Origin of the sequence: Parabacteroides sp. TM07-1AC (assembly GCF_003480915.1) — a bacterium.
GTDB classification, from domain to species: domain Bacteria; phylum Bacteroidota; class Bacteroidia; order Bacteroidales; family Tannerellaceae; genus Parabacteroides; species Parabacteroides chongii.
Genome location: NZ_QUKD01000002.1, coordinates 554,914 through 569,037, shown reverse-complemented (window position 1 = coordinate 569,037; position 14,124 = coordinate 554,914). Strand labels below are relative to the sequence as shown.

At 41.3% G+C, this 14,124-nt stretch carries 10 protein-coding genes; 6 read left to right on the top strand and 4 right to left on the bottom strand.

Going from position 1 to position 14,124, the window contains the following annotated elements:
- The first annotated feature begins 46 nt into the window (after positions 1-46).
- Positions 47-517, top strand: a complete 471-nt coding sequence (locus DXD68_RS06970) for a hypothetical protein (protein WP_122360909.1) — start codon at positions 47-49, stop codon at positions 515-517.
- 96 nt (positions 518-613) lie between these two features.
- On the opposite strand, the gene mazG is transcribed toward DXD68_RS06970, so the two are convergent.
- The 4 genes from mazG to DXD68_RS06950 form a co-directional block, all read right to left on the bottom strand.
- The gene (gene mazG / locus DXD68_RS06965) at positions 614-1,399 is read right to left on the bottom strand and encodes a nucleoside triphosphate pyrophosphohydrolase (protein WP_122360908.1); all 786 of its coding nucleotides are present in this window, start codon (positions 1,397-1,399) and stop codon (positions 614-616) included.
- Positions 1,400-1,520: 121 nt separating this feature from the next.
- Positions 1,521-3,596, bottom strand: coding sequence for a protein-disulfide reductase DsbD family protein (locus tag DXD68_RS06960; protein WP_122360907.1), 2,076 nt, complete (start codon positions 3,594-3,596; stop codon positions 1,521-1,523).
- A 25-nt stretch (positions 3,597-3,621) separates the two neighbouring features.
- Positions 3,622-4,533: an RluA family pseudouridine synthase gene (locus DXD68_RS06955; RefSeq protein WP_122360906.1), complete on the bottom strand. Its 912-nt coding sequence runs from the start codon at positions 4,531-4,533 to the stop codon at positions 3,622-3,624.
- A gap of 531 nt (positions 4,534-5,064) precedes the next feature.
- On the bottom strand, positions 5,065-6,705 hold the full coding sequence (locus DXD68_RS06950; protein ID WP_122360905.1) for a vWA domain-containing protein: 1,641 nt from the start codon (positions 6,703-6,705) through the stop codon (positions 5,065-5,067).
- Between the two features lie 138 nt (positions 6,706-6,843).
- Here DXD68_RS06950 and DXD68_RS06945 point away from each other — a divergent pair, with 138 nt between their 5' ends.
- From DXD68_RS06945 to DXD68_RS06925, 5 genes are all read left to right on the top strand, one after another.
- Positions 6,844-7,422, top strand: a complete 579-nt coding sequence (locus DXD68_RS06945; RefSeq protein ID WP_122360904.1) for an RNA polymerase sigma factor — start codon at positions 6,844-6,846, stop codon at positions 7,420-7,422.
- Positions 7,419-8,282: an energy transducer TonB gene (locus DXD68_RS06940; protein WP_122360903.1), complete on the top strand. Its 864-nt coding sequence runs from the start codon at positions 7,419-7,421 to the stop codon at positions 8,280-8,282. The genes DXD68_RS06945 and DXD68_RS06940 overlap by 4 nt, the downstream gene beginning before the upstream one ends.
- Before the next feature lie 739 nt (positions 8,283-9,021).
- Positions 9,022-9,564 carry an RNA polymerase sigma-70 factor gene (locus tag DXD68_RS06935; protein WP_122360902.1) on the top strand — a complete coding sequence of 181 codons (543 nt, stop codon included), beginning with the start codon at positions 9,022-9,024 and terminating at the stop codon, positions 9,562-9,564.
- A gap of 70 nt (positions 9,565-9,634) precedes the next feature.
- Positions 9,635-10,600, top strand: coding sequence for a FecR family protein (locus DXD68_RS06930; protein WP_122360901.1), 966 nt, complete (start codon positions 9,635-9,637; stop codon positions 10,598-10,600).
- A 265-nt stretch (positions 10,601-10,865) separates the two neighbouring features.
- Complete coding sequence (locus DXD68_RS06925) at positions 10,866-14,117, top strand: TonB-dependent receptor (protein WP_233577021.1); 3,252 nt, start codon at positions 10,866-10,868, stop codon at positions 14,115-14,117.
- Positions 14,118-14,124: the final 7 nt, after the last annotated feature.

Genomic DNA, 14,124 nt, shown 5'->3' with positions numbered 1-14,124 from the left:
TGACGAAAAAAAGAAGTTATTAGCATATTTTTGTAATAATAATTGTATGAGCAAAATATTTTTTATTACATTTGTGGCGATTTCAGTTTTATTCTCTTCGGGAGTGTTGGCACAGGGAGATAAACAACATCGACATTTTGACAAAGAGGCCTTTCAGGCAAAAAGAAATGCCTTTATTACAGCTGAAGTAGGTTTGACACCGGAAGAAGCTGAAGCTTTCATTCCTTTATGTAATGAATTGCAAGAAAAGATGTTTGAGGTTGGTCGTGAATGCCGTAAACTGTCAAAGGAACTAAAGCACATGAAATCTCCGACAGAAAACGATTATTCAAAAGTAAATGATGAATGTATCGGAGTGAAAATGAAGGAGGCTGCTTTAGAGAAAGAATATTACGAAAAATTTAAAAAGATACTATCGCCTGAGAAACTTTATAAATACCGGCGTGCTGAATACAAATTTGCACGGAATTTTATGAAAGGTCCGGACGATAAGAAAGAAGAAAACAAGAAAAAATAAAATATTATCATTATTTGTGTTTTTTGTTTAGATTTAGTTTTGGCGTTTAAGTTAAGGGAGGGGTGGCGACGTGATGTCGGTTCCCCTTTTGTTTTTTTATAGGCCTTTCGATTTGGCTTCATTCCATATTTTATCCATTTCTTCCAAAGACATTTCTTTCAGTGAACGGCCTTCTTTAATGGTATGATCTTCCAGGTAATTGAAACGGCGGATAAATTTTTGGTTCGTACGTTCCAGTGCATTGTCCGGATTGATCTTGTAAAGGCGGGCAGCGTTGATCAGGCTGAAGAACAGATCTCCAAATTCAGCTTCCATCTTGTCTGCATCCATCTTATCGATCTCCTCTTTCAGTTCGGTAAACTCCTCATGTACTTTATCCCATACCTGGTCACGTTGTTCCCAGTCGAAACCGACATTGCGGGCTTTATCCTGGATACGGTGGGCTTTGACGACAGAGGGGAGAGAAGAAGGAACACCTTCCAGAACGGTTTTGTTTCCGCCTTTTTCTTTTAATTTTATCTGTTCCCAGCTCTGCTCTACTTTTTGGGCAGTGTCGGCAGAAGCGTCGCCGAATACGTGCGGGTGGCGGAAAATCAGTTTCTGGCAAAGACTGTCGCATACATCTTTGATGTCGAAAGCTTCTTTCTCTTCACCGATCTTTGCATAGAAAACGATATGAAGAAGCAGGTCTCCCAATTCTTTCTTGATGTTGTAATTGTCATTCTTCATGATTGCGTCGCACAATTCGTAGGTTTCCTCGATTGTGTTGGTACGCAGGCTCTCGTTTGTCTGTTTTCTGTCCCAGGGACATTTCACCCGGAGTTCATCCAGGATGTCGAGCAGTTGCCCGAAAGCTTCCATTTTTTCTTCTCTTGTTGCCATTGTAATAATATGCCAAAATGTTAATGCCAATGTGTTAATATGCCAATGTGCCAATTAAATACTCCTGTACTATGGACAGGGGTTCTTTATTGGCACATTGGCATATTGGCAAATTGATTAATTATTTATTTTGCTCTTTGAACGCTTTCAATCCGTTTTCAAGGAATTGTATATATTTTGATACGTCTTCGTTGAATGCATATGACGGACCGAGCGGTTTGCCTTCGTCATTCAGCAGAATGTAGAAAGGTTGTGCATTGGCTCCGAACTTGCTTCTCTGAAGATAACTCCATTTGTCACCGATTGTTTTCAGTTTACGCACTTTGCCGTGTTCTTCGATTTCGATCGGTTGAGGCAGTTTGGTCTTGTCGTCTACCATCAGAGTAATCAGGACGTAATCCTTTTCAAGCAATTGTTTTACTTTCGGATCGGTCCATACGGATGCTTCCATCTTACGACAGTTAACACAACCGAAGCCGGAGAAGTCGATCATGACTGGTTTATTCACCCGTTTGGCATAAGCCATACCGCTTTCATAATCATCATAAGGGGCATGTACCTCGTCGTTATACAGGCTGAAATCCTGTGTATACAAAGGTGGAGCGAAAGCGCTGATCGATTTCAGAGGTGCACCCCAAAGTCCCGGAACCATGTAAACGGCGAAACCGAACGAGATGATCGCCATGAAAAGACGCGGTACGGATACATACTTAACATCGCTGTCATGGCTGAATTTGATCTTTCCTAGCAAGTAAAGTCCTAACAGGAAGAATATCACGATCCACAGAACGATAAATACTTCGCGGTCTAGCAGACGCCAGCCGTAAGCCAGGTCGGCAACAGAAAGGAACTTCAGTGCCAGTGCCAGCTCCAGGAAGCCTAATACCACTTTTACCGAGTTCAGCCATCCGCCGGATTTAGGCATACTTTGCAGCATATTCGGGAAGATAGCGAACAAACTGAACGGAATGGAAAGTGCCAGGGCAAACCCGAACATTCCGATAGCCGGGCCGACTGCCGTACCCATGGATGCCGCCTGTACCAGCAGTGTACCGATGATCGGACCTGTGCAGGAGAATGATACCAGTACCAGCGTAAACGACATGAAGAAGATACTTAATATACCAGTCGTAGAATCCGCTTTGCTGTCCAGTTTGGTTGTCCAGGAAGCAGGTAATACCATTTCAAATGCTCCGAAGAACGATATGGCAAATACGACCAGCAGTAGGAAGAATATAATATTGAAGATCGCATTTGTCGACAGGTCATTCAAGGCACTAGCTCCGAAAATACCTGTGATAAGCAATCCCATCACCAGGTAAATCACGATGATGGACATTCCATAGGTGAGTGCATCGCGGATCGCTTTCTTCCGGTCTTTGGTACGTTTCAGGAAGAAACTAACCGTCATCGGGATCATCGGCCATACGCATGGAGTCAGCAAAGCGATCAGTCCGCCCAGGAATCCGGCGAAGAAGATGAATAGCCAGGAAGTATCCGTTGCCGTAACAGTCGTGTCTCCATACGCTTTCAGGTCATCGATAACCGGTGTCCATAGAGCGGCATCGTTTGTCAATGCGTTAGCGATCTTTTCCGGATTGGCGATAACCGTTTCTTCTTTGGCGACCGGATCCGGAGTGGTCAGGGTCTTCCCTTCTTCCGCTACTTGATTGGTGTCCGGCTGTTCTTCGGTCACATCGTCTTTCTCTACGACGGGTGCATCGGCCGGCAATGTCAATTTTGTATTTTTACTGTCAAAAGCAAAGCTGACACGGTCGGGCGGCAGGCAAGTTTCGTCGTTGCAGACCATAAATTCTACTTCACCTTCGATCTTGAACTTTTTAGGATTGAGGATTTTTACCTTTTGGGTAAAAGTTACGGCACCTGGAAACCAGCGGAGATCCATTGCGAACTGTTCGTCATATACAACGGTCGGCTTGATGTTGGATACCGGCTGTCCTATCAATTCTGCCCCTTGAAGTGTCTCGAAGGTGAACGAGGTTGATACAGGTCCTCCTTCCGGCAGATTCATATCGTATAAATGCCAGCCTTTATCGATTGTGGCGGCGAATACGATTTCTTTCTCGGCAGACTGGGAGTCTTCCAGTTTAATTTTCCACTTGACAGGCTGATGGATTTGAGCCTGTACAGCCAGTGTTACGAACACCAGCAATAAGATGCTAAAGAGTTTCTTCATTACAATGTTTATATTTCAGTCTAGTTTATTTAGCTAATGAAACGAAAGCATCCGGAATACGCGTTTCAAAACGCATCTCTTCTCCTGTCTCCGGATGAATAAAATAGAGCCGTCGGGCATGAAGCATCAGCCTTCCGGCGGGATCGGTTTCTGCGCCGTACTTGTAATCGCCGGCAATCGGGTGTCCGATAGATTCCATTTGGACGCGTATCTGGTTCTTACGACCTGTTTCCAGATCAAGCTCCAATAGAGAATAATGGCCGTTACTATGCAAGACGTGGTAACGGGTGATGGCTTCCTTCCCTTCACCTTCTGCTGTTATATACACCTGCATCTTTGCGTTTTCAACCAGGTTGGAGACGATCAGGTCAGAATCTTTTTCCGGACGACCTTCTACGACGGCTACATACGTACGCTGTGTGATTGCCGAGTTCCAGTTTGATTGTAAAGCCTTTTGCACACGTTGGTTCTTGGCAAACATCATCAGTCCGGATGTGTCACGGTCAAGACGATGCAGGACAAAAATTTTGCTTCGCGGATCATTCTTCTTGACATAATCGCTGAGCAGGTGGTAAGCGGTACGTTCCTTTACACGATCGCTGGAAACAGACAGGAGCCCGTTCTTTTTGTTGACAACGATCAGGTCGTCATCTTCCCACACGATGTGTAATAGAGGATTGCTGAACTCCACCTTTCCTCGTTCGTAACTGATCTCGACTTCGTCTCCCGGCACTAAAGGAGCGTTGAACTGGGAAGTGACTTTCCCGTTTATCAAGATTTGTCCGTGGGCAAGTAAGGCCTTGACGGAACTTTTGCTCTGTTCGCTCAACAATTGGAACAGAAAAGGAAGCAGTGTATTCTCTTCCTTCACCGCAACTTTGCGTCCGCGAGGGGCTTTTTTTAGATTTGTGTCTTTGTAACCTGAGCGTCTTCTCATTTTATTATCATAAATAATTCACAAAGATACTGGCATTTGCGGAATGTTGCAAGCTGTGTTTCATAATCTTGGGGTCTGTTTAAATTTTATTCAATAAACATTGTATTGACTTTTTCCCGTTTGTGCAAACATTCATCTTTTCAAACATAGGTGTTTTGTCGTTAAATCATATATGTTTTGATAACAAAAGACGTATGTTTGGCCTGTTAAATACATAAGTATTTTCTGCAACCGCTCGGCGGCTTTTTTCAAATGGGTAGGCATCGCTTTATTCATGGATAGGTACTCGTTTTCAGGCTCTGTTGTTTGTTGATATTTAGTCTTTAATCGGAGTCACTATATGTATACATGGTACTTAGATGATGATATTCAACAATTAATGGATGACGCCGGAGGCAGTTTCCGGCGTCATCCATTAATTGTTGAATATCAATCTGTATACTCTGCGTTTTAAAAAGTGACGCCCAAAATCGATCGGAATACATAAAGCCGGCTGGCTTCTTAATCGTCGGCGATGCTTTTCTCGCTTGGTTAGTGAGTTGCAGCAGTCAACCCGTTCATTGTTTCAACCAACCGGATAAATTCCCGTTTGTAACCCTGGCGGTCATTTACCAGTCCGCTTTGTGCCAGAGAGATCACCTGATTATATGAGCCTGTTCCTTTGTATTCGGAGTTGCGCAGTAACTGGCCGAACATGGCGACAGCCGATGCAAAATAGAAATCGGGGGAAAGCTTGTTGTTGCCGCTTGCTTTCAATTTAGTCTCGATCAACTGGCTAACGTCGCTGTCAGGAGCTTTGTAGCGCAGGCGTATAGCCAGTAACTCCGGTTCTGCAAACTGCATGGTGCGGGGAGCATTGTTCGGCTTTATTTCGTAAAAAGCCGTTACCGTATGTCCGGCACCCATTTCACCGGCATCTTTGGTATCGTCGTTGAAATCCCTGTTATTCAATAAGCGACTTTCGTAACCGACCAGACGATATTCCTGTACCTGATCGGGATTGAAAGCGATCTGTAACTTCACGTCTTTGGCTACGGCATACATTGTACTACCAAACTCATGGACGAGTGTTTTGTTTGCTTCCTGGATATTGTCGATATAAGCATGGTTGCCGTTTCCTTTTTCGGCAAGAACCTGCATCTTACTGTCTTTATAATTCCCCATACCATAACCCAGAACGGTTAGGAATACACCGCTTTTACGTTCTTTTTCGACTAATCGTTCCAATCCTTCGGAAGATGATACTCCCACATTGAAATCGCCATCGGTGCAGAGTATCACGCGGTTGTTTCCTTCCCGGATATAATTCTTCCGTGCAATATCGTAGGCAAGTTGGATACCGGCACCACCGGCAGTCGAACCTCCTGCCGTCAGTTCGTCGAGTGCTTCACGTATTTTTTGCTTATTACTTCCGGAGGTGGATGGTAGTACCACACCTGCTTCTCCGGCATATACCACGATGGCTACGCGATCTTCTTCCCGCAGATTATTGATCAGGAGTTTCAGGGATGACTTAACCAATCCCAGGCGGTCCGGCCCATACATAGAACCTGATACGTCTACGAGGAAAACCAGATTGGAAGCCGGCAGATTTTCAGAAGGAATCTCTTTCGCTTTTAACCCGATACGTACCAGGCGATTTTCTTTATTCCAGGGACATGGTCCTACTTCGGTGGTGATATTTACAGGATCTTTTCCTCTTGGTTTCTCGTAATTGTAGGAGAAATAATTGATTAATTCTTCTACGCGGACAGCATCGGCCGGAGGATTTTGCCCTTCATTGATATAACGGCGGATCGTCCCGTAAGAAGCGGCATCGACATCGATCGAGAAAGTAGAAAGCGGTTCGTTATTGACTTTCCTGAATTTGTTTTCTGCCAATTGGTTATATTCGTTCCTGTTTGTCTCCTGATCGTAATCATAGGATGAAGATGTGGTCACCAAAGCTTCGCAGCAAACGACTTCTTCTTCTGCAATGATGGGAGCTGCGTCTTCAACGATAGAGAGAACCTCTGCCTGTGCCTTCGCTGTTTTCTGTGTTTGTGCCTCTGCCTGTGTCGGATGCGGAACCGGAGGAGGCGTACAGATTAACGGCTTTTTTACAAGAAGAAACAGACCGCCAGCCAGGATAGCTGCCGTAAGTAAGCTGATGATTGTTGTTTTCGTTTTCATGACTGATCCTGTTTAATGATTAATGAATTGCTTTTACCTGATAGATGCCGCGATAAAGGGGAATTCCATAAATGTTTCGGACTTTTTTGAGAAAGATTTTAATTTAAAGTTTACATTTGTAGAAAAAACGAGAACAACTTGCTGTTTTTCAGACGTAACATATCAACCTATTCAGATAGCGAATTGCTGCAATTATATAAGGAAACCGGGAAAAGCGATTATTTCGGTGAACTGTATAATCGCTATATCCCATTGCTATACGGGTTGTGTCTGAAATATTTGCAGGAAGAAGAGAAAGCACAGGATGCTGTCATGCAATTGTTCGAAGACTTGCTGCCGAAGCTTTCGCGTTACGAGATACGGGAGTTCAGAACCTGGATTTACAGTGTGGCAAAAAACCATTGCTTCCAGTTGTTACGAAAAGAAAATCCCGAGATAGCAACCGATTTCGACCGGCAATTTGTGGAATCGTACGATTTATTGCATCTATTAGATAAAGAAGAAACGAGTGACGATACCCGTACGGTAGCTCTCATGCACTGTCTGGAGATGCTGCCCGAACCTCAGCAACGTTGTATCCTGTCTTTTTTTATGGAAGAAATGTCGTACGTCGATATCGTAGAGCAGACCGGGTATCAGCTCAAAAGCGTAAAAAGTTATATTCAGAATGGCAAACGCAATCTGAAAAGTTGTATTGAAAAGAGAATGGCGCAATGAGAAATCTGTTGCAATACATACAAGGTTCACGAAAAGGCAAGGAAGCCCATCGTCTGGAAAAAGAGGCGATGAAAGATCCTTTCCTGGCCGACGCACTGGATGGTTTTCAGACAGTGGAGGGCAACCATGTGGAAAGTATCGAAGCAATGCGCCGCCGTATCTCCCGCCGTACCCGTTCTCAAAGAGATCAGATCGCGAAATGGAGTATTGCTGCCAGCTTGTTGATCTGTCTGGGATTTGGCAGTTACTTTTGGTTCAACAGAGATGCCGCTATGCCGAAAGAGTTACAGTCGATGGTTATACAGGAAAAAGCTGTGACACCGCCGCCACCTCCTGAACCGGCGATCGCCCAGGCAGCTGTTACCCCTGAATTACAGGAAGAAACGGAAACAATGCAAAAACAAGCACCGGTAGCTGCAAAAAAGCCCGAAGCTAGAATGCGGCAGGCAACACCTACGCCGGCCCCTTTGGCTGCTGCTCCTGCGAGTGCTGAAGTCTTGTCTATCGTTGAAGATGATGCCGATGTAGCAGAAATGATCGTGGCGGAAGAAGAAGTCGCGATGGATGCAACTATGGCTCGTGCCCCGATACACCGGCCGGAACCTGTTATAGGCTATAAAGCCTATGAAGAATATTTGCGTAAAGAATTGATTCACCCGCAGGACTCAACCTGTAAAGGGGTGACCGGAACTGTCGTTGTTGCATTCCATATCAATGAAAAAGGCCGTCCGGTCGATCTGGAAGTCAAACGAAGCCTGTGCGCATCAGCAGACAAGGAAGCGCTTCGCCTGATCGAAAAAGGTCCGGACTGGAAGGTGGATACGACCCAGGTTATTGTTCCTGTCCTTTTCGCTCCGTAAAGGATATTTCTATTTTGTTTTCGCTTGTAGCGTCTATTGATGCAATATACGAATTGTCAAAATGTCATTTTGATAATTAATCTCTTTGAGAATGTTGTATAGACGGCTGGTTGCTCAATCTGTTTTGAATAATGCTGTGAAGTTATAGTTGTTGAATGATATTTAGAAAGAAAAAAGGCAGAAAAGGTAGCATGCTGCTTTTTTGTTAGAGATTATCCGGATGGTAAATGAGAAAGGGGATATTTTCCGACTTCTTTCTGCATAAAAATGTTAGGTGGAAAAAGTGTTTTCTGTAAATGCTTCCAGAGAGAATAAGTTCCTTTTTTTTACAATCTATGGTTGTTTTTGAGGTTTCATCTTCAGAAAATCATTTATCTGCCGGACTTCTTTCCATTACCCGGCAGCTAATCCCAACTGTCTCGGACTTTATAACAATTATCTCGGACTTGAGTGTTGGTTTCCCGGCAGGTAATATTTATTAGGACGGACTTTATCTCGAAAAATTACTGTAAACGAACTGATAAATGGCTGGTAGAGATGTTTTGTCAGTTAGGATAGTTATGTGAAAAGCGTATATGCTTTCATTTTATTTTTATTTATTACATATAGATGTTTATGTGTTATTGGGGAAGTTCTTGTTGTGATGTCTTATTAGAAGAGAAAATACATTAATTTTATCCGATTGCTTAAAAGTTGAAATAATATATTACTTTTGCTAATAGGGAATAAGTATATAAATATGAATTATATTCAAAGTGATTTTGAAAGGATATATAAGTTGTACTATCCGAAGATGTTTGGATTTGCCAAAAACTATGTTTTGGCAGATGAAGACGCCGAGAATATAGTACAGGATGTTTTTTTGGTGCTTTGGGAAAAAAAAGATGAACTTGAAATTACTTATACATTAACCACCTATTTATTTACCCTTGTTAAGAATAAGTGCCTTAGTTTTCTGCGACACAAACTGATAGAGGAAGAATATAATCTTCAGATGAAGGAAGAGCTAAGTTTCAAACTGTATGCCTTGGAATCGTTGGATTATTCTTATCAATCGGAAACGGAATTGCAGGAAGCCATAAAACGGGCTCTTGATGCCCTGCCGGAGCGTTGCCGGGAAGTCTTTATTAAAAGTCGTATAGAAGGATTGAAGTATAAAGAAATATCGGAAGAATTGGGTATTTCTGTAAATACTGTTGAAAATCATATAGTCACAGCTTTAAAGAAACTACGTGTTGAACTAAAAAATTATCTGCCCCTATTATTATTCCTTGTTAAATAATATTTATTTCTGATTGGCTTATAGTGGTCTTTCCAGAGATAAGAGTTTAACTTATATATAAGGAAGAAATATGTTGGATTTATTATCAAAGTATTTGACGGGAAATATCTCGTCTGAAGAAAAGCAAACTCTTTTCCGTCGATTGAAAGAAGATGTCGGTGACAGGAAGGAAGCTGCTGATATGCAAAATTTATCAGCACTTGTTTCTATGGCTAAGGAAGATCGTATGGCTTCCGATATGCAGTATCGTTCATTTGTCAGTTTACGAAGAAAGCGTACGTTCTTTTTAGGTTTCAGGAAGATTGCTAGTTACGCAGCCATAATGATTTTTTCTGTCTTGTCGACTTATTTATTGATGACATATACGGGGAATATGAAGGATGAATTGGTTCGTTATCAGGAATTTTCAACGCCAGCAGGACAGCGGGCGAAAGTTTTGTTAGCTGATGGTACGGAAGTCTGGCTGAATGCTAATTCCAGATTACGTTACCCTGAACATTTCGATTTGAAACAACGGGAAGTCGAACTGAATGGGGAAGCTTTCTTTGAGGTCGAAAAGGATACGGGAAGTCCTTTTATCGTAAAAACGAATAAGATGGATATAAAAGTGACTGGAACAAAATTCAATGTGAGTGCATATGATTCTGAAATGTATTTTGTAACGTCCTTACTTGAAGGAAGCGTTTCTGTATCCTGTGTAAATGATAGGAGTCGTAATTATGCACTACGTCCGCAGCAACAAATAGTTGTGTCCGATCATTCATCGGAAATTTCTTTATTTACTAATACTGATTTTATGTCTTGGAGGGATGGCGTATTCATTTTTGATGATATGCTATTAACTGATATTATAAAGAAATTAGAGCTTTACTATGATGTCTCAATTATTGTGAAGGATACAAAACTCGGTAATTTCCGCTATACGGGGAAATTTCGACAAAGGGATGGGGTAGAAAGTGTTTTGAAAAAGTTGCAAATAGTATATCCGTTCACTTACACCAAAGACGATGATCGTAATCAGATTCTTTTGCAATAAATAATTTCCAAATTTCCATATGGAGGAGTTAACTATATAAATACAGGAAAGTATGTGTAACCTTAAAAATAATATGCCTATGGTTTAAAAATAAGAAATCTTTTTATAAATAAAGAGCTGACAGGTGTTCCACCACCTGTCAGCAATACATCTAACACTCTTAGTCGAAAAAGTATTAAACATTTAATTATACAAAGGTATGGAAAAATATGCTTTGTCAATCTTATTATTTCAAAGAAAACACTTTAAGAAGTTTTTTAATATTATGAGAATTTCAACATTGTTCTTGTTTGTCTGCTTGTTTGCATCTTATGCGTCGAATGTAAATTCGCAGACGGCAAAAGTAAACATCGCAAACGGTCGTATGACAATCGGGACTTTTATCAATCAGGTTGAAAAGGAGACCGACTATCTGTTTGTCTATAATAAGGGAGAAATTGACGTAAATAAAACAGTTTCATTGAATGAAGGCGAAAATGCTGTAGCCGATTGCTTGAACCGTATTTTTAAGAACTCGGGTGTGTCATACGTTTTCGAAGACGATTATATCGTGTTGACAAAACGGGTGAAGATACAGGGAGAGACTGTCGCTCAGCAATCAGGAAAAGTTATCCAGGGAATTATTACAGACGAGGCAGGGACGTTGATAATTGGAGCGAATGTGTTTGTGAAAGGAACAACAATCGGTACGGTGACAGATATCAATGGAAAATTCTCATTGGAAATACCTTCGGAGAATGCATCTTTAGTGATCTCTTACATTGGCTATGTGGAGCAACAAGTTCCGGTGAAAGGAAGGAAAAACTGGACGATTACTCTGAAAGAAGATTTGCAAAGTTTGGAAGAAGTCGTCGTTGTCGGATATGGTACTGTGAAAAAAGGAAATCTGACTACAGCAGTAACTGCTGTTAAAGCAGATGTTTTGACTAATAAACCGTCTCAAACGATTACAGATGCTTTGCAGGGAGCCGTTCCTGGCTTGAGTATCGTACAATCAGGTCGTCCGGGTAGCGCTTCATCCATGCAGTTACGCGGGGCTACATCTTTGAATGAAAGCGGATCTCCTCTTTTATTAGTGGATGGAGTTCCGAGTGAATTTAATTATTTGAATGTAGAAGATATAGAAAGTGTAACTGTTTTGAAAGATGCTGCATCTGCTGCTATTTATGGTTCTCGGGCAGCTCATGGCGTTATTTTGGTAACAACAAAACGTGGGCAACTGGGAAAACCTACTTTTCGCTATAATGGATATGTCGGTGTAAATACTCCGACTGATATGCCGGAAATGGTGGGATCTGCCGAATATGCTAGAATTTATAATGAATCTCAGCGTAATATAGGACGTAGTGATGTCTATTCAGAAGATGATATAAGAAAATTTGCAAGTGGCGAAGATCCGAACCGTTATCCAAATACCAATTGGTTGGATTTGATGTTTCAGAATAGTATTACAACCCGCCATTCGATTGCAGCAACTGGTGGAACAGAAAGTGTAAAATATTATTTGAGTGGAGGTTTTGACCATCAGACAGGTGTGATTCCTGAAGTAGAACATGATGTGTTCAACGTGCGTTCAAATGTGGATGTTCAGGTAACGAACAAGTTTAATATATCTTTTGATATGAGATATATTCTACGTAAGAAAGATGAAGTTATCTCAATGGATAACAATATTATAGATGTATATAAAATGAATCCGACCAACATCGCTTACTATACTGATGGAAGTTATGGATATAATCCGAAAGCAATTATAAATCCGATTGCTTATATACATGAGTTTGGGCATGATTTGTGGGATAAACATGATGCTTCCGGTATTTTTAAGATGAGTTATGAGTTTATTGACGGTTTGAAGTTGACCGGACTAGCCAATGTAAATTATATCTTTGGTAAGACTTCGACGTTTGGGCGTGAAATTTCTTTTACGGATTTTTTCACACAGGAGGTGACTACCAAGGGGATCAATTCAATGAAAGAAGAACGTACTTCTACTGCATATTATAATTTGCAGGCGTTGTTGACTTATCAGAAAACATTTGGAAAACATTCTATTGATGTTTTAGCCGGTTATCAGCAGGAAAATCAGCGTTATGATTGGATCAATGCTTATCGGGATGGTTATCCGACGGATATCGTACATGTTTTGACTGGAGGATCTAAAGATAATTGGAGTAATGATGGGAATGCAGAACATTGGGCAATTGCTTCTTTTATCGGAAGTATGAATTATGATTATGCGGGTAAATATTTATTGTCTTTGAAGGTGCGTTCTGATGGTTCTTCTCGTTTTGCCAGTGGCCATCGTTGGTCAACTTTCCCTTCTGTTTCAGCTGCATGGCGTATTTCAGGGGAAAACTTCATGGGGGTGACCTCTTCATTTCTGGATGATATGAAAATTCGTGCTTCATGGGGTAAAACCGGAGCTTCTTCCGGATTAGGATTGTATCCGAGTTATACAACGATAGCGATGGGAGGAGTCGCATTGAATAACTCTTATGTACAGACTGCCTATTTGAAAACGTTGGGTAATACCGATTTGGGTTGGGAAAAAACGACCATGTTCGATGTGGGAACTGATGCTTATTTTTTGAAAAATCGCTTGGGAGTTACATTCGATTATTATATCAAGAATACGAATGAAATTTTGATCGGTTTACCTGTCCCGATGGAATATGGTTTTGGAAAACCGAATGTGAATATCGGAGAAGTAGAGAATCGTGGTTGGGAAATGGAATTAAGTTGGAACGATAAAGTCGGTGAAGTAAGTTACTCTATCCAAGCCAATCTTTCAAATAATAAGAATAAAGTTTTGGATTTGGCAGGAACAGGTCCTTGGAAAGATGGTTATACGGCTGAAGGACTGCCGATGAAATCTATTTATGGATATGAAGCATTGGGTTTTTTCGAGTCGGAAGAAGATATTGCAAATTCTCCATTCCAAAATGTGAAAAATAAACCGGGAGATATCAAATATAAGAATCAGAATAATGATGACAAGATCGATGGAGATGACCGTGTTGTTATAGGTGATCCTAATCCGCATTATTTGTATGGCTTGCGTTTGAATGCTGCTTGGAAAGGCTTTGATATAAGTATGTTGTTTCAAGGTATTGGGAAGAAGGATTATATTATGAGTGGTCCTGGTATCCAGCCGTTAAGCGATGGAGGAGGAGGCCCGGTGTTTGTGCACCAGTTGGATTATTGGAGAGAGGATAATCGAGATGCTGAATATCCGCGTATTTTGACTTCCGATCAAGCTTCTTTCAATTATGAAAAATCGGATTTTTGGAAAATCAATGCAGGGTATTTTCGTATGAAAAATTTGCAAGTGGGATATAATTTCTCTAATGATTTGTTGAAGAATTCAGGCTTTTCTAATTTGCGTCTGTTTTTCTCAGCTTCTAATTTGTTTACGATTGATAATTTTGTTCCGGGCTATGATCCGGAAACATCCAATGCGTATACATATCCTTTGTCAAGAACCTATTCTTTTGGTTTGAATGTTCAATTTTAATAAAGTA